At 54.5% G+C, this 24,361-nt stretch carries 23 protein-coding genes; 8 read left to right on the top strand and 15 right to left on the bottom strand.

Features of this window, described 5'->3' with window-relative positions; translation table 11 throughout:
• Window positions 1-13: 13 nt before the first annotated feature.
• The 7 genes from ispC to rpsB all read right to left on the bottom strand — a co-directional run bounded on the left by ispC (window position 14) and on the right by rpsB (window position 6,130).
• Window positions 14-1,198: a 1-deoxy-D-xylulose-5-phosphate reductoisomerase gene (gene ispC, locus ENI00_RS17470; protein WP_304105238.1), complete on the bottom strand. Its 1,185-nt coding sequence runs from the start codon at window positions 1,196-1,198 to the stop codon at window positions 14-16.
• A 2-nt stretch (window positions 1,199-1,200) separates the two neighbouring features.
• On the bottom strand, window positions 1,201-2,043 hold the full coding sequence (locus ENI00_RS17465) for a phosphatidate cytidylyltransferase (RefSeq protein ID WP_304105235.1): 843 nt from the start codon (window positions 2,041-2,043) through the stop codon (window positions 1,201-1,203).
• Window positions 2,044-2,065: 22 nt separating this feature from the next.
• Window positions 2,066-2,836, bottom strand: a complete 771-nt coding sequence (gene uppS, locus ENI00_RS17460; RefSeq protein ID WP_304105232.1) for a polyprenyl diphosphate synthase — start codon at window positions 2,834-2,836, stop codon at window positions 2,066-2,068.
• A gap of 70 nt (window positions 2,837-2,906) precedes the next feature.
• Window positions 2,907-3,464, bottom strand: a complete 558-nt coding sequence (gene frr / locus ENI00_RS17455; RefSeq protein WP_304105229.1) for a ribosome recycling factor — start codon at window positions 3,462-3,464, stop codon at window positions 2,907-2,909.
• Window positions 3,465-3,506: 42 nt separating this feature from the next.
• Window positions 3,507-4,235, bottom strand: a complete 729-nt coding sequence (gene pyrH, locus ENI00_RS17450) for a UMP kinase (protein WP_304105226.1) — start codon at window positions 4,233-4,235, stop codon at window positions 3,507-3,509.
• Window positions 4,236-4,415: 180 nt separating this feature from the next.
• Entirely contained in the window at window positions 4,416-5,285 is an 870-nt protein-coding gene (tsf, locus tag ENI00_RS17445) for a translation elongation factor Ts (RefSeq protein ID WP_304105224.1), read from the bottom strand.
• A 92-nt stretch (window positions 5,286-5,377) separates the two neighbouring features.
• Window positions 5,378-6,130, bottom strand: coding sequence for a 30S ribosomal protein S2 (gene rpsB, locus ENI00_RS17440; protein WP_304105221.1), 753 nt, complete (start codon window positions 6,128-6,130; stop codon window positions 5,378-5,380).
• 292 nt (window positions 6,131-6,422) lie between these two features.
• Here rpsB and map point away from each other — a divergent pair, with 292 nt between their 5' ends.
• Genes map through dapE form a run of 6 tightly spaced genes read left to right on the top strand, consistent with a single transcriptional unit; the run spans window position 6,423 to window position 13,546 of the window.
• The gene (map, locus tag ENI00_RS17435) at window positions 6,423-7,193 is read left to right on the top strand and encodes a type I methionyl aminopeptidase (protein WP_304105218.1); all 771 of its coding nucleotides are present in this window, start codon (window positions 6,423-6,425) and stop codon (window positions 7,191-7,193) included.
• Window positions 7,194-9,839, top strand: a complete 2,646-nt coding sequence (locus tag ENI00_RS17430) for a [protein-PII] uridylyltransferase (protein ID WP_304105215.1) — start codon at window positions 7,194-7,196, stop codon at window positions 9,837-9,839.
• Window positions 9,836-11,032 carry a succinyldiaminopimelate transaminase gene (gene dapC / locus ENI00_RS17425; protein ID WP_304105212.1) on the top strand — a complete coding sequence of 399 codons (1,197 nt, stop codon included), beginning with the start codon at window positions 9,836-9,838 and terminating at the stop codon, window positions 11,030-11,032. Before ENI00_RS17430 ends, dapC begins: the two co-directional genes overlap by 4 nt.
• Window positions 11,033-11,035: 3 nt before the next feature.
• Window positions 11,036-11,377 (top strand): ArsC family reductase, encoded by a 342-nt coding sequence (locus ENI00_RS17420; RefSeq protein ID WP_304105211.1) that lies wholly within the window; start codon window positions 11,036-11,038, stop codon window positions 11,375-11,377.
• Between the two features lie 17 nt (window positions 11,378-11,394).
• Window positions 11,395-12,423 (top strand): 2,3,4,5-tetrahydropyridine-2,6-dicarboxylate N-succinyltransferase, encoded by a 1,029-nt coding sequence (gene dapD, locus ENI00_RS17415; RefSeq protein WP_304105209.1) that lies wholly within the window; start codon window positions 11,395-11,397, stop codon window positions 12,421-12,423.
• On the top strand, window positions 12,410-13,546 hold the full coding sequence (gene dapE, locus ENI00_RS17410; RefSeq protein WP_304105206.1) for a succinyl-diaminopimelate desuccinylase: 1,137 nt from the start codon (window positions 12,410-12,412) through the stop codon (window positions 13,544-13,546). Before dapD ends, dapE begins: the two co-directional genes overlap by 14 nt.
• Before the next feature lie 61 nt (window positions 13,547-13,607).
• Here the strand turns inward: dapE and ENI00_RS17405 are convergent, their stop codons facing one another.
• On the bottom strand, window positions 13,608-13,826 hold the full coding sequence (locus ENI00_RS17405; protein ID WP_304105203.1) for a SlyX family protein: 219 nt from the start codon (window positions 13,824-13,826) through the stop codon (window positions 13,608-13,610).
• Window positions 13,827-14,052: 226 nt separating this feature from the next.
• On the opposite strand from ENI00_RS17405, the gene ENI00_RS17400 reads away from it, so the two are divergent.
• Window positions 14,053-14,646: a cold-shock protein gene (locus ENI00_RS17400; protein WP_304105201.1), complete on the top strand. Its 594-nt coding sequence runs from the start codon at window positions 14,053-14,055 to the stop codon at window positions 14,644-14,646.
• Between the two features lie 83 nt (window positions 14,647-14,729).
• On the opposite strand, the gene ENI00_RS17395 is transcribed toward ENI00_RS17400, so the two are convergent.
• The 3 genes from ENI00_RS17395 to ENI00_RS17385 form a co-directional block, all read right to left on the bottom strand.
• Window positions 14,730-15,104: a hypothetical protein gene (locus ENI00_RS17395; RefSeq protein WP_304105198.1), complete on the bottom strand. Its 375-nt coding sequence runs from the start codon at window positions 15,102-15,104 to the stop codon at window positions 14,730-14,732.
• Window positions 15,076-16,497 (bottom strand): hypothetical protein, encoded by a 1,422-nt coding sequence (locus tag ENI00_RS17390; protein ID WP_304105195.1) that lies wholly within the window; start codon window positions 16,495-16,497, stop codon window positions 15,076-15,078. The genes ENI00_RS17395 and ENI00_RS17390 overlap by 29 nt, the downstream gene beginning before the upstream one ends.
• A gap of 131 nt (window positions 16,498-16,628) precedes the next feature.
• Window positions 16,629-17,069: a VOC family protein gene (locus ENI00_RS17385; RefSeq protein ID WP_304105193.1), complete on the bottom strand. Its 441-nt coding sequence runs from the start codon at window positions 17,067-17,069 to the stop codon at window positions 16,629-16,631.
• 55 nt (window positions 17,070-17,124) lie between these two features.
• On the opposite strand from ENI00_RS17385, the gene ENI00_RS17380 reads away from it, so the two are divergent.
• Window positions 17,125-18,021, top strand: coding sequence for a DUF1853 family protein (locus tag ENI00_RS17380; protein ID WP_304105190.1), 897 nt, complete (start codon window positions 17,125-17,127; stop codon window positions 18,019-18,021).
• A 129-nt stretch (window positions 18,022-18,150) separates the two neighbouring features.
• Here the strand turns inward: ENI00_RS17380 and ENI00_RS17375 are convergent, their stop codons facing one another.
• The 4 genes from ENI00_RS17375 to ENI00_RS17360 form a co-directional block, all read right to left on the bottom strand.
• Window positions 18,151-19,284, bottom strand: coding sequence for a hypothetical protein (locus ENI00_RS17375; protein ID WP_304105187.1), 1,134 nt, complete (start codon window positions 19,282-19,284; stop codon window positions 18,151-18,153).
• Window positions 19,281-22,670, bottom strand: a complete 3,390-nt coding sequence (locus tag ENI00_RS17370) for a toxin VasX (RefSeq protein ID WP_304105184.1) — start codon at window positions 22,668-22,670, stop codon at window positions 19,281-19,283. Before ENI00_RS17370 ends, ENI00_RS17375 begins: the two co-directional genes overlap by 4 nt.
• A 6-nt stretch (window positions 22,671-22,676) precedes the next feature.
• The gene (locus tag ENI00_RS17365) at window positions 22,677-23,606 is read right to left on the bottom strand and encodes a DUF4123 domain-containing protein (protein ID WP_304105182.1); all 930 of its coding nucleotides are present in this window, start codon (window positions 23,604-23,606) and stop codon (window positions 22,677-22,679) included.
• Window positions 23,603-24,361: bacteriophage T4 gp5 trimerisation domain-containing protein (locus ENI00_RS17360; RefSeq protein ID WP_414674282.1), on the bottom strand; the 759-nt coding region annotated here is incomplete at its 5' end. The genes ENI00_RS17360 and ENI00_RS17365, both read right to left, overlap by 4 nt.

Genomic DNA, 24,361 nt, shown 5'->3' with positions numbered 1-24,361 from the left:
TCTTTGTTTCGTATCAGTCCGTTAAAAGGTCAATCTGTTCCTGCGCACGCTGCCGTGCTTCCGCATTTTTCGCAAAGATAATATCGAAGCTGTCTGCGGGCAATACGGGCGTCAAAGCCAGAGTTCTCTCGATAATGATCGGTATGTCCGTAAACGCGAGATTTCCTCTCAGAAACTCGGCTACTGCAACTTCATTGGCAGCGTTCAACACAGCAGGTGCGGTTCCACCAACCTCAAAGGCTTCAGCCGCCAATCGCAGGCAAGGAAAGCGCAGCAAGTCGGGACGCTCAAAATGAAAGCGACCGATGGTAAACAGATCCAACGGTGCAACCCCTGCGTCGATACGCTCCGGCCAAGCCAGACCGTTCGCAATCGGCGTTCGCATGTCGGGGCTGCCCAGCTGAGCCAGCACAGAACCGTCGGCGTACTCTACCATGGAGTGAATAATACTTTCCGGATGTACATGAACCTCGATCCGGTCTGGCGTGATGTTAAACAACCAGCACGCTTCGATCAATTCGAGGCCTTTGTTCATCAATGTTGCTGAATCTACGGATATTTTTTGCCCCATGGACCAGTTCGGATGAGCACACGCCTGAGCCGGTGTTACGGTGTGCAGATCTTCGGCGCTGTGCTCCCGGAAGGGTCCTCCGGAGGCTGTAAGGAGGATCCGGGTAATACCGGCTCCGTCCGGGTCACGAATTTTGTTTGCGGGCAGGCACTGGAAGATCGCATTGTGCTCGGAATCGATCGGCAACAACTCTGCACCCGATACGGAGACAGCGTCCATAAAGAGTTTGCCGGACATAACCAGCGCTTCTTTGTTCGCGAGCAATACACGCTTACCCGCGTGAACTGCCGCGAGTGTCGGAGCCAACCCGGCGGCACCTACGATCGCAGCCACAATGGTGCAGGCCTGCGCTGCAGAGGCCACGTCACACAAACCCTGCTCACCGCTCAGGACAGAGATATCGGGAAGATCCGACAACAGATCGGCCAAGTGCTGCGCCGCGGTAAAATCCGACATAACCGCAATTTTTGGGCGAAACTCACGGCACAGCGCCGCAAGTTCCTCAGCCCGGGTCCCGGCGGTGAGCGCATACACCGAAAATCGTGCAGGGTGACGACGAATAACGTCCAGAGTAGAAAGTCCGACTGATCCTGTGGCGCCAAGAATCGTGATGGAGCGAGCGACCATACTCAAAAGTGCCCGACTGTCGTCAGCCAACCAAGTTGGGTGACGATAAGCGCAAATATGGGTATTGCAGCGGTGAGACTGTCAATTCGATCCAGGATACCACCGTGTCCGGGCAACAGCCGGCTGCTGTCCTTGATACCCCTGAAGCGCTTGAGCATGCTTTCCAGCAAATCGCCAACCACAGACACCAGCCCGGTTATCAGGCTGGCGACGATCAACATGATGACGTCCGGTGTGCTAGCCGACGCAAGAACGCCTGCAATCAGCGCAAAAACACCCACCGCTGCCATGCCGCCCCAAACTCCCGCCCAGGATTTACCCGGGCTGACTCTCGGAGCGAGCTTGGCTTTACCAAACGCCCTGCCGGCAAAGTAGGCGCCGATATCCGCCACCCACACAACGCAGAGCACGTACAGGATAACCAGCAAATTGCTATCCGTGTCACCAAACTGAAACTCGCCCACACGAAGATGATTGAGACCAATCCAGGCGGGTACGAGCACCAGAACACCCATAACCGCTCTTACCGGCCGGCTGCCCCACCTCTCTGACCCAGCGGGATAGCTGCGCACCAGTAAAAAACAGACAACCCACCATAGAAGCGCAAGCCAAAGCACCGCAACGGCGGGTACATCGGCAAGGCCGAACAGGATGAGTGCAATCGCAACAGCATAGCCAACCCGGCCCATCTGCTGCTCAAAGCCCGACATATTGCCCCATTCCCAGGCGCCCAGTGTAATAATTGCAGCGGTGAACAGCGCAAAACCCGACGGTGGCAAGAAGAAGATGCCACCCATTACGATGGGGGCAAGAATGAGAGCGGTGATGACTCGGGCTTTTAGCACAATAGGGGGTCGCTGTGGTTCATTATTGTGGGGACGGAGTGGCCGTAATCTGGTCATCCGTCTGACCAAAGCGGCGCTGACGCCCGGCGTAGGCCAGCAACGCTTTTCGCATCTCGTCTTCTTTGAAGTCTGGCCAGAATACGGGCGAAAAATACAGCTCGGTGTAGGCCAGATGCCACAGCATAAAGTTGCTTATCCGCTGCTCACCTGCGGTACGAATCATAAGATCCGGCATGGGCAGGTCACCGATGCTCAGATGCTGCTGGAGAAGGTCGTCGGTAATATCGGATGGCTGAATCTGTCCGTCTTTAACTTTTTCGGCGACCTGTCTGGCAGCCTGGGCAATGTCCCAATGGCCGCCGTAGTTTGCGGCAATAACGAGCGTCATTCTGGTGTTGTTGCAGGTGAGCTCTTCAGCTTTTGCCATGAGCTCTTGCAAGGTCGAATTAAACGCGGAACGATCCCCGATGAGACGCAAGCGTATATTGTTGCGGTGAAGCTTTCTGACTTCACGCTCCAGCGCAAAAACAAAAAGCTTCATCAAGGCCGACACTTCGTCTTTGGGGCGCCGCCAGTTCTCACTAGAGAAAGCAAACAGCGTGAGCACTTCTACCCCTTCCCGGGCACAGGTTTCGACAACAGATTTTACCGCATCTACTCCGGCCCTGTGGCCTGCAACGCCTGTTAGCCGGCGCTCTTTGGCCCACCGGTTATTACCGTCCATGATAATAGCTACGTGCCGGGGCCGGCTATCAGCCGACACCGGAATACCTGCGGACACTGTTCCCGTCATGACATCCCCTGCACGGATAGCGGAGATTCCTCGCCAGCCGCGTGTTTCGCTTGAAAGTGAACCTGTTCGGTCAGACCGCCATCAGATCCTCTTCTTTAGACTTGAGCATTTTCTCAACCTCAGCGATGTAGCGATCTGTTAACTTCTGAATTTCCTCTTCACCTCTGCGCTCGTCATCTTCGCTGATGTCTTTGTCCTTCAACAGCTCTTTCATCATGCTATTGGCATCGCGACGGGCGTTACGAACAGAGACGCGAGCATTCTCAGCGTCCGCTTTCGATTGCTTGACCATTTCCTTCCGGGTTTCCTGAGTCAGCATCGGCATCGGGATGCGAATCAGATCACCGCTGGTCGCGGGGTTCAAACCCAGATCCGACGTCATAATGGCTTTTTCGATGGCCGGTATCAGGTTCTTTTCCCAGGGCGACACGGCCAACGTTCGGTTGTCTTCAACGTTAACGCTCGCGATCTGCTTTAGCGGCGTATCCTGACCGTAGTAGTTAACCATTACACTGTCCAGAATAGCCGGGTGGGCTCGGCCGGTCCGAATCTTGTTGAACGCCGAGTGCAGAGCCTCAAGGCTCTTCGTCATCTTCTTTTCGGCTTCAGCTTTTATGTCATCAATCACGTCATTATCCTCAATATGTTCGTCGGGCCGTCATGAAACCCGTTAATCAATCAATGTGCCTTCTTTTTCGCCGGTCACGATGCGCGTCAGGGCGCCAGGTCGATTCATGTCAAAAACACGAAGCGGCATTCCGTGATCCCGGGCTAAACAAATAGCGGTCAGATCCATTACGCCCAGCTTCTTGTCGAGCACCTGATCATAAGTCAGTTTGTCGTACTTTTCTGCTGTCGGGTCAAGGTGCGGGTCTGCGGAATACACACCGTCTACTTTGGTGGCTTTCAGAACGGCGTCTGCTTCAATCTCGATACCACGCAGGCAAGCTGCCGAATCGGTTGTGAAGAAGGGATTGCCGGTACCTGCGCAGAATATAACCACGTCACCGTCTTTCAAATCGCGAACGGCACGGCGACGGTCGTAATGTTCAACAATACCACTCATGGGAATCGCTGACATAACGCGAGTGCGGATGTTTGAGCGCTCCAGGGCGTCACGCATGGCCAGGCCGTTCATAACGGTTGCCAACATACCCATGTGATCACCGGTAACCCGATCCATACCGGCAGCGCTGAGTGAGGCACCGCGAAACAGGTTGCCGCCGCCAATCACGAGGCCGACTTGAATACCAATCCCGATCAACGCGCCAATTTCCAGCGCCATACGATCGAGAACTTTGGGGTCAATACCGAAATCATGCTCGCCCATCAGGGCCTCGCCACTGAGCTTGAGCAGAACACGATTGTATCTTAGTGGGTTTTTCGGTGGTGTCGGCATACTGATCCCCTTCTCGTCTGTTGGCTGCTATCCGGCGTGATACGCATTGCAGGCTTGTATCTGACATACCCCTCGAAAAGGAGGATCTCAGATACAAGCCCGCCACGAAAGCCGGAAAAATCCAGCAAACGTGGCAGACTCAGGTGACGCAATAACAGGATGCTATGGCGCCCGGAAAAATCAGGCCTTGCCAGTACCGGCTGCAGCAGCAACCTCAGCAGCAAAGTCTACTTCTTCTCTTTCAATGCCTTCACCCACTTCCAGGCGAGCAAACCCGATCAGCTCTCCGCCGGCGGCTTTAATCAGCTCACCTACAGTTTGCTCCGGGTTCTTGACGAAAGGCTGCTCTACAAGGCTGTGTTCCTTGAGGAACTTCTTGATGCGGCCGCCCATCATTTTCTCAACGATTTCTTCGGGCTTGCCTGCCATGTCCGGCTGGGCCTTGATGACGTCTTTCTCTTTTTCGAGCTCGTCAGCAGGCATATCTTCCGGCCTTGCCACACGCGGGTTAACCGCAGCAGCGTGCATGGCGATGTCGCGCGCCAGTTCTGGATCACCAGCAGTCAGAGCAACAACTGAGGCGATCTTGTTGGTGCTGTGAACATAGCCACCGACAACCGCGCCTTTTATCTCGACGATACGGCGTACCGTAACGTTCTCACCGATTTTCTGAACCAGTGCTTCGCGTTTGGCTTCCAGATCGCCAGCCATCAGCTTGGCAACGTCGGACTCGCCTTTCTCGAAGGCCACGTTCAGAACATCGTTGGCGAAATTGATGAAGTTGTCATCACGGGCAACGAAGTCGGTCTCGGAGTTCACTTCAACAATGTAGGCGGCGGTGTTATCGTCCGAAATCTTGATCAGCGAAACGCCTTCAGCGGCTGTGCGGCCGGCCTTCTTTGCAGCTTTGAGGCCGGAAGACTTGCGCAGCTCTTCAATCGCGGCGTCTACACTGCCTTCAGATTCAACCAGAGCTTTTTTGCACTCCATCATGCCAAGACCAGTGCGCTCACGCAGTTCTTTGACCAGTGCAGCGGTAATTGCAGCCATGTTCAATCCTCTTAACTTGTTCAATTCGGTGGGTAGATATGCCCGGCGACACCACCGGGCATACCTTACATCTCAATCGTGACGCTGACGCATCACTCAGCCGTCGGAGCGGTTCCTGCAGCTTCTTCACTGACTTCTACAAACTCGTCAGCGCCTGCGCCGCCAGACTGTGCGGACTCAAGACAGGTGTCAGCTACCGCTTTCACATAAATCTGGATCGCACGGATGGCATCATCGTTGCCTGGAATGACGAAATCAACGCCGTCCGGGTTGCTGTTGGTATCGACAACGCCGATAACGGGGATACCCAGCTTGTTGGCTTCTTTGATAGCGATACGCTCGTGATCAACGTCGATCACGAACAACGCATCGGGCAGCCCGCCCATATCCTTGATACCACCGATGGAACGTTCGAGCTTGTCCATTTCACGGGTGCGCTCAAGCGCTTCTTTCTTGGTCAACTTATCGAAGGTACCGTCTTTGCTCTGGGCTTCCAGGTCACGGTAGCGACGGATAGACTGACGAATGGTTTTGTAGTTGGTCAGCATGCCGCCGAGCCAGCGATGATTAACGAAAGGCTGGTTGGAACGCTCTGCTTCTTCCTTGATAACCTTGGCTGCGGCGCGCTTGGTGCCAACAAACAAGATCTTGTTCTTGTTCTCTGTCAGTTTCTGAACGAAATCGAGCGCTTCGTTCATGGCAGGAACAGTCTGTTCAAGGTTGATGATGTGAATCTTATTACGGGCGCCGAAGATGAACTTCGACATTTTCGGGTTCCAGTAACGAGTCTGGTGACCGAAGTGAGCACCTGCCTTGAGCAGGTCACGCATGTTTACCTGAGCCATGATAATTACCTTAAATGTACTTCGGGTTAGTCCTCCACGCGTCCGATTGCCCCAACCAGGCTCCTTTTACTCCGAATACTCTTGACTCAAAGATGAATCAGAGATCCAGAACAGAAGCAGGCACCCTGGGACAACGTGCTGACGCATGTGCGAATTTGCCGGATTCGTTTCCGGCGGGCGCGTTTATATCATAAAACGCTGCCCCTTCGCCATTAATTTTGCACCGGGGCTTCCTTGTACCCAGAGCTCGGGGCCCTTAAAATGGTCGTTTAACACATCAACGAGACACCTTATGCAAGTATCGATCAAGACTCCGGAAGAAATTGAAAAGATGCGCGTAGCCGGTCGCCTGGCGGCTGAGGTTCTCGAAATGATCGGGGAATATGTAAAACCTGGCGTTTCAACAGAGGAAATCAACCAACTCTGCCACGACTACATTGTTAACGAACAAAAAGCGATCCCCGCTCCGCTGAACTACAACGGCTTTCCTAAATCCGTGTGCACGTCCGTCAATCATGTTGTTTGCCACGGGATACCTTCAGAGAAAAAGATCCTCAAGGATGGCGACATTTTGAACATAGATGTCACCGTCATAAAAGACGAGTACCACGGCGACACCAGCAAAATGTGGACGATTGGCAAACCCAAGCCAGGCACCGAGCGCCTGATCAGCATCACTCAGGAGTGTCTCTACAAGGGCATTGAACTGGTCAAACCCGGCGCCCGCCTGGGAGACATTGGCCATGTCATTCAACAACACGCAGAAAAACACCGCTATTCCGTAGTACGGGATTATTGCGGCCACGGCATCGGCAAGGTGTTTCACGAAGAGCCACAGGTTATGCACTACGGCAAACCAGGCACCGGCCTGGAGCTGCAAGAAGGCATGATTTTTACCATTGAGCCCATGATCAACCAAGGCAAGTACCAAACCAAACTGCTTCCGGATGAATGGACCGTAGTGACCAAAGATCACAAGCTTTCCGCGCAGTGGGAGCACACCATTCTGGTGACAGCGGATGGCTATGACGTATTGACCAAACGACTGGAGGAGTCCTTCTAAGTGGATCGCCAGGATCTGGAAGCTCGCATCAGCCGTGACACCTCTCCTGTGGTAGCGGCAAGGGAGCTGCTGGGGCAGCGCTACAACGCAGACGCGGAAGCCTTCCGGCAAGGGGCCGACGTGCGGGCTCTGGTTCACTCCCGAGCGGATACGATCGATACGGTATTGAGATTGATCTGGAACCGCTATCCTTTTGCCAGCTCACCCGATATTGCCCTGATCGCCGTTGGCGGCTATGGCCGCGGTGAGCTGCATCCCCATTCGGATATTGACCTGCTGATTTTGACCCGCAACGGGATTGAGCCTGGCTGGCAAGACGATCTCGGCGCCTTTGTCACCCTGCTGTGGGATCTAAAACTGGATATTGGCCACAGCGTTCGCAGCATCGAAGAAAGTAAAGCGGCGGCCCGGGGCGATATAGCCACGCTCACCAACCTGCTGGAAACCCGCACCATTGCAGGCCCGGATGAGCTGCGCAAAGAGCTCAGTGAACAAGCCTACTCGGACAACATCATCACCGATCGTGACTACTTTATTGCCAAGCGCCAAGAACAGCAGCGGCGCCATAAAAAGTACAGCGACACCGAATACAACCTCGAGCCCAACGTAAAAAGCTCGCCCGGCGCGCTGCGAGACATACAAACCATTGGCTGGATTACCAAACGTCACTTTGGCCTGCAGAGCATCGCCGACCTGACGCGCTTCAGCATCCTCACAGATGAGGAACACCAGATTCTGGTTCAGGGCGAGACTCTGCTTTGGAAATTGCGCTACGGGCTTCAACTGATCGCAGACCGCAACGAAAACCGCCTACTGTTTGACCACCAGCGCGCTTTGGCACAGATGCTGGGTTACAAGGACGAAGGCAAACGATTAGATGTCGAGCTGATGATGCAGTCCTATTACCGTGCTGTACTGGCACTGGCAGAGCTCGCAGACGTCATTCTGCAGTATTACGATGAGGCGATACTGGGCACCGGCACAGAGGACAACATTCAGCCCATCAATAAGCGCTTTCAGATTCGCAACAGCTATATAGAAGCGGTAAACAACCAGGTGTTCGCCTACTCGCCCTACGCGATTATGGAAATTTTTGTGCTAATGGCACAGCACCCTGAAATTAAAGGCATCCGGGCCACTACCATCCGGTCTTTGCGGGCACACAGGCACTTGATCGACGATGCGTTCCGGTCGGACCTGGCGGTAACGTCGCTTTTCATTGAACTGCTGCGAACACCCCATGCGCTGGATGAAACCCTGTCCGCCATGAAAAAGTACAACGTACTGGGTCGCTATCTTCCTGAATTCGGTCAGATTATTGGCCAGATGCAGCACGATCTCTTTCACATTTACACCGTTGATGCCCATACCATGCGGGTTATTCGCAACATGGTTCGGCTGGGCGGAACCGAAGCGCTCGACGACTACCCCCTGGCAGCCCGTCTGTTTCACGGACTCCCGAAACGGGACGTTCTTTATATTGCCGGTTTGTATCACGACGTTGCCAAAGGCCGGGGTGGCGATCATTCAGAGCTTGGCGCCGAAGATGCCGAAGCCTTCTGCAAGCGCCACCACCTCAGTGAGCGCGATACCCAACTGGCATCCTGGCTGGTAGAAAACCACCTCTTGATGTCGATGACCGCGCAGCGCAAGGACATTTCCGACCCGGACATTATACAGTCGTTTGCCCGAGCCCTGCCCAGCCAGGCGCACCTGGATTACCTGTATATTCTTACCGTCTGTGACATCAGCGCAACCAACCCGAAGCTCTGGAATACCTGGCGGGCGTCTCTGCTGCGTCAGTTGTATCTGGAAGCAAAACGCGCCCTGCGGCGCGGCACACAGATTCCTGTTGATCGGCAGGCATGGGTTCGGGCAACACAGTCTGAGGCCCGTGACATTCTTCACGCCCAGAACATCACCACCCAACAGATTGATGCCATCTGGGACACGGTTGATGAAGACTACTTCCTCCAGGATTCCACCGCTGATATTGCCTGGCAAACGGCGGCCATTATCAACCATGTCGATACGCCCGGGCCGCTGGTACTTATACGGGACACCCGCAACGGCCCTACCGGTGGCTACTCTCAGATCATTATTTACATGAGCGACCGGCCAACCTTGTTTGCCGCAACAACCGCGGTACTGGAACAGCTAAACCTGAACATTATTGACGCCCGCATCAGCTCGAACGAAGGCCCTTACACGATCAGCTCATATGTCGTGCTGGATGAAAAAGGCCAACCTCTTGGTGTGGATCCGGCTCGTAAAGAGCGTGTGCGCATGCGCCTCAGCGAAGAGCTTGACGACCCGGAGGACTACCCCGACATCATTCATCGCCGCACACCAAGGCAGCTCAGGCATTTCGCATTCCCAACCGAAGTGCTGTTTTCCAATGACACCATCAATCGACGCACGATAATGGAGGTGGTTACGCCAGACCGACCCGGCCTTCTTGCGCGGATTGGGCAGGTACTGCTGGAGCACCGTATAAGGTTGAGCAATGCCAAAATCGCGACGCTGGGCGAACGAGTGGAAGACGTGTTCTTTGTTACCGATGAGCACGGCGAGCCTATCAGCGACTCCTCCGTATGCCGGGCCTTGCAACAGGACCTATGCAAAATGCTGGACGACATTCAATGAATCCGAACCTGAACAAGCTTCATCCTTACCCCTTCGAGAAGCTGGCGAAACTCAAAGCCGGCATCTCTGCGCCAAATCATCTGTCGTCCATTTCCCTGGGCATCGGCGAACCCAAGCATCCCTCTCCTGAATTTGTGAAACAGGTGATCGCGGACAATCTGGATCGCTTAGCCAATTACCCCACTACACGGGGTTTGAGCGAACTGCGAGATGCAATAAGTGACTGGGCTACGCGGCGCTTTCACCTGCAGGCCGGATCCCTGAGCCCCGATCACAACATCGTTCCGGTGAACGGTACCCGGGAAGCTATATTTTCGCTGGTGCAGGCCGTGGTTGATACGAGCAAGCCTGCAACGGTGGTGAGCCCAAACCCTTTTTATCAGGTGTATGAAGGCGCCGCGTTTCTCGCAGGCGCCACGCCGGTGTACCTGCCCTGCGACGGCTCCAACGGTTTTATTCCGGATTTTGACGCAGTACCCGAGTCGGTTTGGAGAGATTGCCAAGTGCTGTTTCTCTGTTCGCCAGGCAACCCCAGTGGCGCCGTTATGCCCAGGGAAACCCTGACGAAGGTTATCGAACTGGCAGACAGGCACGACTTTATTGTTGCTTCGGATGAGTGCTATTCCGAGCTCTACCCAGACGAAAGCAATCCGCCTGAGGGTTTGCTGCAAACCTGCGCGGCGATAGGCCGGAACGACTTCGCCCGTTGCGTGGTATTCCACAGCCTTTCGAAACGCAGCAACCTGCCCGGCCTGAGATCGGGGTTTGTCGCGGGCGATGCGAGCATTTTGAAAGGCTACCTGAACTACCGCACTTATCATGGCTGCGCTATGCCTGTTCACAACCAACTGGCCAGCATCGCCGCCTGGCAGGACGAAGATCACGTGCGCGAAAACCGGGCAGCTTATCGCGCCAAGTTTGAAGCCATTGTGCCCATCCTGCGCGAAGTCATGAACGTCGACTTCCCCGATGCCGGATTTTATCTCTGGCCGGAAACACCCATAGATGATGAGGCGTTCGCGCGAGAGCTGTCGGCCCAGCAGAACGTTCATGTTTTGCCCGGCCGCTATCTGTCTCGCACGGTGGATGGCTACAACCCGGGAGAAAACCGGGTGCGCATGGCCCTGGTTGCCCCGCTGGAAGAATGCGTGGAAGCCGCAAGGCGAATAGTTGAATTTGTGAAGGCAAACTGATTTATGAAACTGTATGGAATCCGGAACTGCGACACCGTCAAAAAGGCCCGAAAATGGCTTGATGCACAGAGCATTTCCTATGAGTTTCACGATTTCAAAAAAGAAGGGCTCGACGGGGATCGATTGAGCCAATGGGAAAAAGCCGTCGGCTGGGAGCGCCTTTTGAACCGGCGCGGCACTACCTGGCGCAAACTCAGCGACAAGGTTCGTGATACCATTAGCGCCCAATCCGCCCACGACATCATGCTGGAAAATACGTCCATCATTAAACGGCCCGTGCTCGAGCATGAAGGTTCTGTTCGCGTTGGCTTTGATGCCGACGACTGGGCAACACTGATTAACTAACCAGGAGTAATCACCACATGAGCTTTGCATTCGGTATCGGTATCGGCACCCAAAACAATCAGGGCGAATGGCTGGAGGTTTTTTACCCGCAGCCGATCATGACACCCGGAAGAGAGTTGATCGATGTGGTCGAAACCGCCCTCGACTACAAAGGCGGCAACCAGGCTATTCACGCAACCGCAGAGCAACTTACCCAGTTTGCCAATGCCTTGCGCCAGACCGACGCGACTGATCAGGCATCACTCGCGGAAAAAGCGGCCAACAGCAAGCGCCCGGTTGTGGTGACCGTTCTGGAAACAGACGATACAGCCTCCAGCACTCCAGAGGTCTACCTCAAGCTGCATCTGATTTCTCATCGCCAGGCCAAACCCCACGGCCTAAAGCTCGACGGTATTTTTGGCCTGCTGCCAAATCTGGCCTGGACCAACGAAGGCGCTATCGACCTGAACGAACTGCCGGAACGCCAGCTGAAGGCCCGCCTCGACGGACGCACCCTGGAAATTAAATCCGTCGACAAGTTCCCGCAAATGACCGATTACGTGGTGCCCAAAGGCGTTCGCATTGCAGACACAGCGCGGGTTCGTCTCGGCGCCTACGTAGGTGAAGGCACAACGGTAATGCACGAGGGCTTCATCAACTTCAATGCCGGCACCGAAGGCGCCAGCATGATTGAAGGCCGCATCTCGGCGGGCGTTATGGTGGGCAAAGGGTCTGACCTTGGTGGCGGTTGCTCCACTATGGGCACCCTGTCTGGCGGTGGCAACATGGTGATTGCCGTTGGCGAAAACTGCCTGATCGGGGCCAACGCCGGCATCGGCATTCCTCTGGGTGATCGTTGCAAGGTCGAAGCTGGCCTGTACGTCACCGCTGGCACCAAGGTCGCACTGCTGGATGATGACAACAAATTGGTAGAAGTCATCAAAGCCCGCGATCTCGCCAACAAGCCAGATCTGCTGTTCCGCCGCAACAGCCAGACCGGCGCGGTTGAATGCAAAACCAACAAATCCGCCATCGAGCTGAATGAAGAGCTGCATGCAAACAACTGATTCTCCAACACTCGAACTGGCTATCGACCTGATCAGCCGGGCGTCGGTTACGCCGGATGACGCCGGCTGCCAGGCATTAATGATGTCCCGCCTGGCCTCTTTAGGTTTTACCGGCGAACACATGCGTTTTGGTGATACAGACAACCTATGGGCCCGCAAAGGCTCCGAGGGGCCGCTGCTGACCTTTGCGGGTCATACCGATGTGGTTCCGACCGGGCCGGAGAAAAACTGGGCACATCCGCCCTTCGATGCCGTGATCAAAGACGGCTATCTGCTGGGTCGTGGCGCCGCCGACATGAAAGGCAGCCTCGCGGCTTTCATCACCGCCTGCGAGCGTTTTGTAAGCGCTCACCCGGATCACCGTGGGTCCATTGCCCTGCTGATAACAAGCGATGAAGAAGGCCCGGCTCAAAACGGCACGGTAAAGGTCATCGAAGCCCTGGAAGCACGCTCTGAAAAAATTGACTGGTGCCTGATAGGTGAGCCTTCCAGCACGCGAGAAGTCGGCGACGTGATCAAGAATGGCCGTCGAGGCTCACTGCACGGATACCTCACGGTGCAAGGGATTCAGGGCCACGTGGCCTACCCGCATCTGGCCGAGAATGCCGTTCATACCGTGGCGCCCGCTTTGGACGCGCTGGCAAATGAATTCTGGGATAACGGCAACGACTACTTCCCACCGACAACCTTCCAGATCACAAAGGTTGAAGCCGGCACGGGCAGTAACATTATCCCCGGTGAGTGCCTGGTGCACTTCAACTTTCGTTACTGCACCGAGAACACGGCGGAAAGCCTTGAGAAACGGGTGTTGACCATCCTCGATCGGCACAGTCTGAAATACGACCTGCAGTGGCACCTCAGCGGCCGCCCCTTCCTGACCGACAAAGGTGCCTTGGTCGCTGCCAGCCAGAATGCTATTCGCAATGTAACCGGGCGTGAAACAGAGCTTTCCACCTCAGGCGGCACCTCTGACGGGCGTTTTATCGCGCCTACGGGAGCGCAGGTTGTGGAACTTGGCCCGATCAACGCAACCATTCACAAGATAGACGAGTGCGTTAAAGCCGAGGACCTGGATACGTTATCCCTGATCTACGAGCAAATACTCGTGGAACTGTTGGTGTGATCGACTGACTGACGCAACCAAAATGCCGGAGCAAGCTGCCCCGGCATTGTCATTTAAAAGATCAGTAGTGGGGAGGAGGGGTTTCTTCCTCTTCACGCTTCAGATTGGAGGGCGACACCTCTTTCAGCTGGTTATGCAATAACCGTTTTGCGTTCCAGAGCTCACGGATATCCATTTCCTGCTTCGTCACCTGCTCACTCAGGGTATTGATAATATCGTCCTGAAAGGCAAGCCGTGTTTCAAGCTCGTCCAGTCTGGCTTGCAGATCGTTATGGCTCATCGAGTACTGAAACCTCCTCATATAATGTGATCAAAAAACTCTAAAAGACACGACTTCTCATACCCACTTGGTAAGCGGTCGGGATAATCTGTTATCATGCCGCTTTTGCCCGCCCGTACTTCCGTTTTCCGGAAATCAGGCGGTATTCACCGGCCGGATCCGTAATTTTACCCGATATCCGGTTCTTTATCGTCAGAGTTAATAAAAGATGGAGAATTCCCAGTCAATGCGTAATCCAGCCAAAGCGATCCTCGTTGCGCTTCTGATCGCTATTCCAGCACCGTTGGTACTTGCCCTGCTGCTCTCATTTACCCCTGAACCACTTCGCCTGATTGCCATAGGCGAATTTGTAGAGGCATTGGGTAGCACTCGCGGCATCGCCGCTTACATCATCACATTTATTGTTTTCGGTATTACCGGCTTTCTGGTTGTCGCAGTTTCAGCCAAACAACAGCCTGCTCGCAGCGCCGCCTCTCAGCGCGGAAGTTCACCGTCACGAAACCAGACATCCAATCAAGGTTCTAGCCAAGGTTCCAACCAGAGCTCAAACCAGAATTCTGGCCAGAACTATAACGATGACGATGACGGCTACGACGACGACAGCCCTGAAGGCGACGAAGAAGGCACCGTAAAGTGGTTTAACGTTAAAAAGGGTTTTGGCTTCATTGTTCGTGACAGCGGAGACGAAGTTTTTGTTCACTTCCGTGCTATTCGCGGAAGTGGCCGCCGGGTACTGCGCCAAGGTCAACTGGTTCGCTTCAGCGTGGTTGATGCGGATAAAGGCCTTCAGGCAGACAACGTTTCTATTCTGAGCGAATAAAGCGTCGGTTGAAATAAAAAAGGCAGCCCGCTATTCATTACGGGCTGCCTTTTTTTATCCCAGACTATTCAATTCCAGTCTATCTAATTCCAGATAACGAGTTGCTCGCCCCGGTTATCCAGCCGCCACCATTTCTCATCGTCTGCCGGCTCACCTTCTTTCCACTCTCCCGGGCTGCAGCGAATTTCTGTATCCACAATTCGCCGGGCGCTTCGCGCGCACTCCAGATCACTGCCCCAGGGTAGCCGCTCGCCCTCGATAATCAGTGACGTATAGCGCTTACCAAAAGCTTGCGGATACAACGTTACTTTCAAGTGGCTGTCATCGAAGCGGGCGGAGCCTTTTATAACAGATGAAACATCGCTGTCATCTAACACCAACTGCTCCACATGACTTTCCAACCAACGACAAACCACACCTGCCTCTAAGTCACGGATGTAAATTTCCAGATCCTGCACTCGCAGATTCTCCCTGCTGATGATCACAATGGAGCACATAGTGAACCGGCCCACGTTGCGCCGCAACCCAGCGTTCCAGTTCCTGACGCAAATCTTCCAACGTAAGCCGGCGCAGCGTACCCGCCGCTTTGCGTTCGTGCCACGCGACTTCCGTGGCGGCGCGCAACAGGCCTACTTCTTCAAGCGATTGTTCAATTTCTTTCAATGGCTCCTGCCGGGCCAAGGCAACCAGGCTTTGGCGCCTAAGCGTGTCCACCTGACCCGAAAACGCCACCAGATGTGCCGGGCCACGCCGGGCAAACCGATCGAGCCGTGCTGCGGCTCGCTCCACCCACTGCAACATCCCACCCGGTGTACTGACGCACCGGCTGTGTCGGGAGGCCGCAAATTGCGCGGCAGAATACGGCAACTGAATGTTCCAACGGCGCTCAATAGCGGCTTGGTGAGCAACAAGAATAGCTTTGCGCTGCGTGGCACTCGAACGGCACATATCACACGTCTCAAGCGCTCTGCCAAGGCGCCGCTCCAGCAAACGACCGCTTTCTTCACTGCCTGGCATATCAGGCCCCAGAAGTACGACAGGCCCCTGCCAACGCAGCACCAGCTCCGAGGCCAGTCCGGACGGAAGCTCCATGAGCGCCAGCAAGTCGGCCGGCGTTACATTATCCAGTACAAGAACCGGCCAGGGTTTTCTCGCGGCAACAGGAATAACGGCAAGATCACTGGCCATTATCTCCGCTTCACGGCGCAAATCCATTTCAACATAGGGTTGCGTCAGCGACGACAGCAGCGAGTTTAGCCAAGAGGACTTCCCGGCTCCGCGCTCACCTCTGACCCACACCAGGGCTTCAGGTGTTGCGGCAAGAGTGATGGCAACATCTTCCGCCAACTCAACCCACTCCGGATCGGTAATCACAATCGGCGCTGATTCATGCTCCTCAATACCAGGCTGATCCAGATCTACTCCGGCATCAACGGAATCACCTGGCTTTGGCCAGCGCGAAACCAGCTCAAGAACGGCAACGTAGGCCTTTCCCTGCAAACGTTCCGCATACCGTGCAAGCACTTCAAGAAGTTGAGGCCAATCCAGCCAGACGGGCATGCCAAAGGATTCACGCGATGCCGCCAACCAGTAGATTAACTGGGAGGAAAGCAGGCCTTCACCGCCTACCTCGGTCACAATGGGTTGCTCACACTGGATGGTACGGATCAACTCATCCATATCCACACCGGCGCTACGCAGAAAATTGCGTGCACAGAAGCTGGAGTCCAGCAGCGCAAGCAGGAAATCTTCAACCGTGATGACCGCACCGCCACGGCGATCAACATCATCGCGGGCAACCAGCAATGCTTTCTGACATTGAGGGGTAAGGCATCCCTGCCAATCTTCCATGAAACATCTCCTTGTTTTATCGCATCATCCTGATGCTGCAGGCGTTATACCCGTAACGTTCACTTTAACGCGCCTAATACTTTATAGGCGCCTTCATCTAACTACAGTTCTCTCGAACAAAGCGGTTCGTCTCACCAGGTGCCCGAATTTTCCATGCTGAACCAGGGCTCTCTGGGCGCCAATGCCTCACCTTTCTGCAGCAACTCGATAGATACGCCGTCTGGTGTGCGGATAAACGCCATATGACCATCCCGAGGCGGGCGATTGATGGTTACGCCGTTCGAACGCAAAGTTTCGCACAAGGCATAAATGTCATCCACCCTGTAGGCCAAATGGCCAAAATTGCGACCACCGGAATACGCCTCCGGGTCCCAGTTATAGGTTAACTCAAGCATCGGCGCCCTATCTTCGCCAGCGCGCAACTCGTCGTCTGATGCGGCCAGGAACACCAACGTGAACCGGCCCTTGTCGCTGCTTTTCCGATTAATTTCAACCATGCCGAGCAGATCACAGAAAAAATGCAGGGTTTGATCAAGATTGCTTACCCGGATCATTGTATGTAGATATTGCATGCTTTCTCCTGTTGGCTAGCCTTTCTTGAGCACCAGTTTACGGTATTGTGGAGGAATGAACGCAAACGTCGGCTCTTTTCTTATCAATTCCTTCCATACACCCGCGATAAGACATCTCGCCTGGTTATGCCAGGCGCCACAATTAATGCGCTCACCCATCACGTTTGACCCGGCAAAACACTTACCCGCGAACTATCCGAATATTCTGGCAGCCTGGGACCGTAATCCATCTGCAGCGCCGCCGCTCCTGAGCGAACCACCGCAGCGCAGGCTGGGCTTCTATTTCGAGAGGCTGTATCAGGTGTTGCTGGACGACCTGCTGGGCTGGCCCATTTTGCTGAAAAACCAGCAGATACAGTCAAATGGGCGCACAATTGGGGAACTGGATTTTGTGGTACACAATCGTGCAGACAATCGTATTGAGCACCATGAAATTGCCATCAAATTTTATCTTGGCGTGCCTGAACCCATCGGCCACACTCTCTGGTATGGCCCCAACGCCAGTGACCGGCTGGATATAAAAACAGCTCGTCTGCTCGAACAGCAAAGCCGCCGTACAGAGCTACCAGAAACCCTTGCATTGCTCGCAGAATCCAACATAACCGGCCCACTGACGCCGCGTGTGTTTATGCCGGGATATCTGTTCTATCCCGATGTTCCGCAAGCGATAACACCGCACTATGTTCCCGACGAGCATTTGCGCGGGCGTTGGATGTATGTCTTCGATGCTAAAGCGCTCAACACGTCGCATTGGGTTGTACTCAACAAGCCGCACTGGATTGGTCATTGGTTTCAGAGTGAACCACCGGATGCCGAACATGTCCTGGAAGCTTTAGCGCGGGTGGATACTAAAGCCGCCCCGCAGTTATTTGCTGTGATGCAGGAAAATGCGCAAACGGGGAGTTGGTTTGAGACTGACCGGATTTTTGTGGTGCCTGGGAGTTGGCCGTAAAGCCTCTATAAGTCTTCGTGAAGCCGTCGTGGTAACCGAGTTACTCAATCCGATGCTGCGGGCTAGTTCACTGAGCCGAACGAGGGCAACCTCATATTCCGCTTCGCTATTGTCACCAGGTAACGTTGGTTATATTCGGCCCGCCTGCACTTCCTCTGCATGAAGATCCGCGTAAAGATCCGTAATGGGTCGATCCGGCTTAGCCGCCCGCAAAACCCGGAGACGGTCGCTCAATCGCTTTAGCGTCTCGCTGGGCTTAGCCCATTCGCTTTCCGGCAGCGGTTGAGACCAGGCTTCCATAGACTCCGGCAGCGCCTGGTTGCTTAAGCGCTCCATCTTTTTGTTCTCCCATTCCACCAGCCGGTTGGGAATCGTCCAGAAGGTCATGATGTGGTACAGATACCAGAAGAATGTGTAGATCCAACCCACCTTGCCCGCCCTGCGTTGGCTGTGGAGTTTTCGATGGGCATTGTAGAAAAACGGTACGCCTTCGGAGGGCTCTTCCCCTTCGTCCATCAGCTCACCCTGGGGCTGGATTTCCTTGAGGGTATGCACCTCGTATTCCATGTAGGCCCGCAGCGCTTCCCAGTTGTAGATGGAGAGTGGCTTGCCATGAGTCTCAAATTCCAGGGTGAAGCGTTCACCCGTGTCCGGATGATAAAATCCAATGCCGAAACCGTACTGGCGGCGCACGCCGTACTCCGTTACTCCCTGCGCTTCCATGGTCCAGGCAGCCAGCTCTTCCCAAGGAATAAAAATGGGTTCGCTGTGGCCTTCCGGCATGAAGCAAACTTCACGACGTTGGCGATTGAAGCGGGTTGGGATGATTTTTTCTACTTTGGCGTACATTTGCCAGCGGAGGACCATGAAAAGAAACAGCCCTACGAGCCCCGCCCCCAGCCCCCACCGGAATCCCAGATCAAATGCTTGCCAGAAAAACGAATTCGCATCTTCTGCGCCATTCCCATAACCGTAACCATATAAAGACACTACGGTTGGAAAAATCAATGCACATAACAAAAACATGCCGAATGGCACGAACAACGTCATCTGCCACATAAAAACAGCAGACTTCCCGATACCAAAATCCAGATAACGATCATTCATCACGCCAACAGCATGACTATAATCCATCGGCAACGCGCCAGTTGGAAGAGGCTTTGGGGCCAAATAGGTCATATGGCCTGTTGGGAAAGCTTCAATGTCACCAGCGTAGTGTTGCTTCCGATGAGGGCGTGTAAGCGACGCCTCAAATTGACTCATTTATACAGCTCCAGCGCCAGCATCGGTTGCTGAATAGGGCGCCAAATTGGCTCTTCGTTCGGCGTTTCGTCTATAGGTGTTACCGGAAAGGCACTGTCTGGCGGCAGCTTTAGAAAGTAGTCGTCCTTGCGATACCGATCGTCAGATTGGCGTGTCTCCAACCTAAACATCAACATCAACTGGTCTGCTTTGCGCCCCAGGCGGGTTTTTATCGGCGCGGGAACCGTAAATTGCAACTGTAAGCATGATGCATCATCCAGCACCTTCATTGACTCAACAACATCAAACGTACAGCGTTCCCATACTTCCCCCACCGGTATGAATTTGCTCATATCCGCCAGCTGTACCTGCCAGGCAGACAGTGATAACCGATAAGGCTGGTCAGAAGATAAAGCCAAACGTTGCACCAGTGCGTTATTGGGCCATCCCTGAATATTCAGGATGACGGATTTTTGCCCTGCTCCCGCGGACTCTACAGCGGGTGTAATGCTGACCGGTTCGCTGAGCTTTGCGAGGCTGGCCTCATATTTCGCCAGTGATGCTTTGCGGTTTTTAGTAGAATCTGTAGTCCAGGGTGTGCTGAGTAACCATTTGTCCCGCTCGCTCAGATTGTAATGGTTATAAATCCATGTGCCGGCCAGCTCCAGCACCGTGAAAGCCAACCCAAATAGATTCAACCGGGCGAACAGACCCGAAAGACGCGTCCCGGCAGTGGCCCAGGCCTGCGCGCGTGCTTCGCCGGTAACTGAGCCTATTTGTATGGCAGAAAAGTAAGTACGCCCGAAGCCATAAGCACTTGTGGCCGTTAAGCCAGCACTACCCGACATTGCCATTGCGGCCCCGGCTCCCGCTGCTGCATTGCCCTGCTTGATCGCGTCGAGCCACTCAGCGCCATGTTTATAGGTACTCATGGCATAGGCCACTACGCCCAGTCCATAGCCGAAGAACCCTAAACCGACATGAAGTCGCCCCAGCCGGATATGGATCCCTTTAAGTGCGCCGAGTTGCCAATTATTTGCCAGTGCACTAGCACGCGCGGTGAGCAAACTGTCCGCAATGCCTTGGGCCGCCACAAAACCAGCGGTCGATGCCGCCAGGAAGCTTTCAATCATTGGTTTCATAGACGGCACAGGCTGCTTACTCGATGTAAACTCTGACACTACATTGTGAAAGTTAATAGCTTGCGCTACGGCAACCAAAACACTCAACCCATCCCCCATCATATTGACATGCATCGATGGCATTTTTCCCGAACGCGCTATCTCCATCGCATTGCCTATCGCCCGACTTCGTTCGGCAGATAGCATGAGCGTTAGACCCGCCCGGCCAGTAGTGGCAGGCTCCAGTTTCAATCCAGAATGAGTTTCTTCCACTGGGCTCAGTCCCGCTGCAACCTGGCGACCCAGCTTCCGATGCTCCTCTCTAGTTGCCTTAAACTCTTCAATCAGGTTTTGGGCTTTCGCCGAGCGATGGCCGTGATCGGTCTTGGCTCTATCATGTTCTTTTGAAAGCTCACTCAGCTTGTCAGCGAGCGCCATCAACCGTTGCAAATTACCTTTAAAAGTGTTCAATGCATTGGGGCTATCGATCCGGAACTGGGCTTCGCCGGCGTTGATCGCATCCAGCATTCGCCCTTTGAAGAAATACGGCAAGTCTCGGAAAATATCGTCCAGCGGCGGCAAGGAACCACCAGCACTGGCCTCATAAAGCGGCCGCAAGGCCCGCGCCAGCCCAATAGACACGGCTGGTGACAATGTATCGCCCACTGCGGCAGCCTTGCGTTGAATATCCGTTGATAGTTTTTTGAGCTCGGGCAGCTTGCCCGATTCAGCTTGCTTAAGCTTTTGCGCCCACTTCGCCGACTCTTCAACCAGCGCGTATCCCTTCTCCATTATGACCGCGTAGGTAGCCGTCGGCTCTCTATCAGGCGCCTGTTCCGCCAGGCTCAAGGTATGGAACAGTGGACGGGTGTACTGGGGTTTGGACTGCATCCACGTGTTAATTCTTTCAGCGGCCTCGTCACTGCGGCAGATGTCTTTCAGGCAACCATATTCCAGCGTGAAGGCCGCTTCTATCTGCGCTACGTCTGTACTGTCGAAATACCACGCAGCTTTATGGAAACGGCTGTCACACAGGAGGGTCGCGCGGTCGTCGGTAATGTCCTTCAACAGAGCGTGCCAACGGGCCTGCTTTTCCCGTTGAACTTTTAAAAAGGCAGCCATGCGGGGGCGATCAACCAGGTCATTGATACCTTGTTCACCAAGTTTGGCACCGTTGAGGCGGTAATAATTCTGCAGGTTTAAGGTATTGATGGTCGCCTGATGTTTGCGATATCGCGCGTCGCCCAGCGCGTCGTGCATATTCGAAAATGCATGAATCAGGGGGTTATCATTATGCTTTTTGCGGTAAAATTCCTCGGAACCTAGCACTAAGGGGCCACGATAATCCTTGCGCACATCAAGGTATCGGTAGATCGTCTGACGCTCTGCAGGAGTGGTGTCGCCAATCAGATCTTTAAGTTCCTCACTCCCGGTCGAAGCGGCAGTTCCCGCGAGTACCTCGTCTGTCACCGCCGTCATGGACTCGATAAAACAGCCGAGCACGTAATCACGCTCTGTGTCGCCCTCTTGCTCGCCGCTTTTCGCCCACTCATCGATCCAACCGACCACGTCGTCCTGATGCTGAGCCAGATCGAGCATCACGCCAATATCATCATTGAGTACGAGACAAAGGCACTCTGATGGGTCGCCTACGTTTTGTTGTTTGATGAGTGTGCCCGGGCTGGTTTTGTAGTAATAGGGCTGATTTTCCCAGAAGTAGGGCCTGGATTCCTGAAGATTGTGCCCCTCTTCAGCTATCAGTTCTTCATCCTCAGCAAATTCGGCGACCCATTGAGATGCCTGTTTAAGCGTGAGCAGGTCCTTGCCGCCTGAGCAGGCAGAGGCACCCGCCAGATCAATACACTGCATCAGTCCGATGCGTTCTTCGGGGTCATCTAGCACCTGTGCCTTTTTTCGTGCGGTCCAAGCTACATCTGAAAAACAAACATAGAGCGTGCTGTCTTTATCATATTCAAGACGACCTCCGTTGTGGCCGGATAAAGCAGCCGACGTGTATTCATATTCGTGAAGCGCGCCGGCATTCTCATCCAACACGTAGATATACCCATCCCGGAGCAGGCGAATGCCCAGGGGCCGGGAATTCAGCTCAAAGGGTGTACTGACACCCGGCACCAGAGACTCGACACGCCCATAACGTAGAGGCAACAGCGTGACTTTTTCGAGAACCGGGCAACTAACGCCCTTTTCTTCTGGTGTATCCGGCAATTCCCATGCTTTTAGAGCCCCATTTTCGCGGTCATCAACGGGTCTTTTCTTACGCGACATTCTGAATCATCCTTGAACAGCGGAGGGAAGAGAAACGAGAGGCTGTGCGGCTTGCAGCGCCTTATCAAGTCGCTCCATCGCGGCACCCTGGCCGTTCAGATGGGCGAGTAGAGCAGGAGGCAAGGTATCCTCCAACCATGGGCGGATCGCCGATCGTTGCAGCAGCTCAAGAAATAACGCCCGGCTTCTCGGTGTGTTGAATTCCCACTGCAGGGCCTGGTCGAAAGCGATAGTTATTCGTTGCACATGATCAGACCGCGTCCCGCTTCCGAGCCACGCCAGACCACTTTCACCGACCGTCTCAAGGTGCGCAATGACAGACTGTCGCTGGTTAAACTGGCGAAAGCCTTGCAGCAGCTTATCGTCCACAACCAATGCAGGTTCCTCGGCACTCGGCGCCATCAAACCTGCACTCTTCCGCTCATGATATATCCACTGTCCCTCCACTCCGTCGGGGGCAATCAACGCAGAGAACGGCCAATCTGGGCCACCGGAACCTTGTAGCAGGTGCTGTCCAATAACACGCCGTGCGATGTCTGGATGACCGATTCGCAAGAGCTCAGGAATGCCGTCGAAGCGTTCGACCTGCAACAAGCGTCGCATTGCAGCAGCCAGTGTTAATCGGTCCTGGCCGTCTGCGCCGACCAGCAAATAACCTGCCTCCCGCACGGCCTGTTCTTCTAAAAAACGATTAAGAACGGGATTGTTGGGGGCATCCAGGTAAACCAGCCAGGGTGACTTCGACTTAACCTGTTCCCATGGCGTTCCGATATATAGCCAGTCGGCTTCTAACTTGTCCTGCGCCCATTGGTAAACCTTAACCGGAAGATTATCGATGGCGATGCCATCCAGAACCAGCGCGACCTGGCCATATTCAGGCCATGCCCACGCGCCACCAAACAATCCTTTTTCAAATGACCAGCGTTTGCCTGTCACGACGCCTCCCCGCTGCCTTTAGATGGTCTTTCGCAGACGGGCGTCAGCGCGGCCCCTTTTTCCAGTGCCGCCTGTTGAGAGGCAGGGTTGATTGAATCGCCCACGAGCCGCTCATTCAGCTCGGCCAGCTCAACCGGCGCCACAGTTTCGCCGGTATTCTTTGACAGGCTTTGTGGCAACGCCGATACCCGCGACGATTGCCCCGCACCTGCCCCAGGTGCACCACCGGAGTTAATCTTAATCCCCGGCCCACTCAGCGTTACACCGCTGGGGTCCAGTTTGATAAAGCTTCCGCCACCCGAAATGGTGATTTCGACACCGGCATCCAGCACCACTTTGGCACCGGCTTTGTGGTGAACTTCACTACCGGCCTCACATAAGGTCGCGCTGCCGGATTTTTGATGCAGTGTGCCGCCAACGCTCTGGCTGCAATCCGCTCCGATGGCGATGCGTTTCTCGCCACCCACGGTGGTGTGGCTGTTGTTTTTTGTGTGACTGAAGTGATCGTTCTCAACGGTCAGATGGCTGTCGTTGCTGATGACTTCGGTGCGGTTGTGTTCGGTGAGTATGTCCAGGTCTTTCTGGGCGTGAACGTAGACCTGTTCTTTGCCGGCTTCGTCTTCAAAGCGCAGTTCGTTACTGCCCTCGCCCTTGTGGGTCTGGGTTTTCAGGGTGGTTCTTGTTTTGTGTTCCGGCAGCGCGTAAGGCGGTGTGTTCGTGGCGTGGTAGGTTCGGCCGGTAATGATGGGCTGATC

It is taken from the genome of Marinobacter antarcticus (assembly GCF_011049865.1).
Classification (GTDB): domain Bacteria; phylum Pseudomonadota; class Gammaproteobacteria; order Pseudomonadales; family Oleiphilaceae; genus Marinobacter; species Marinobacter antarcticus_A.
Note: the sequence above shows the minus strand (reverse complement) of the source record. Positions and strands in the feature narration are given on the sequence as shown.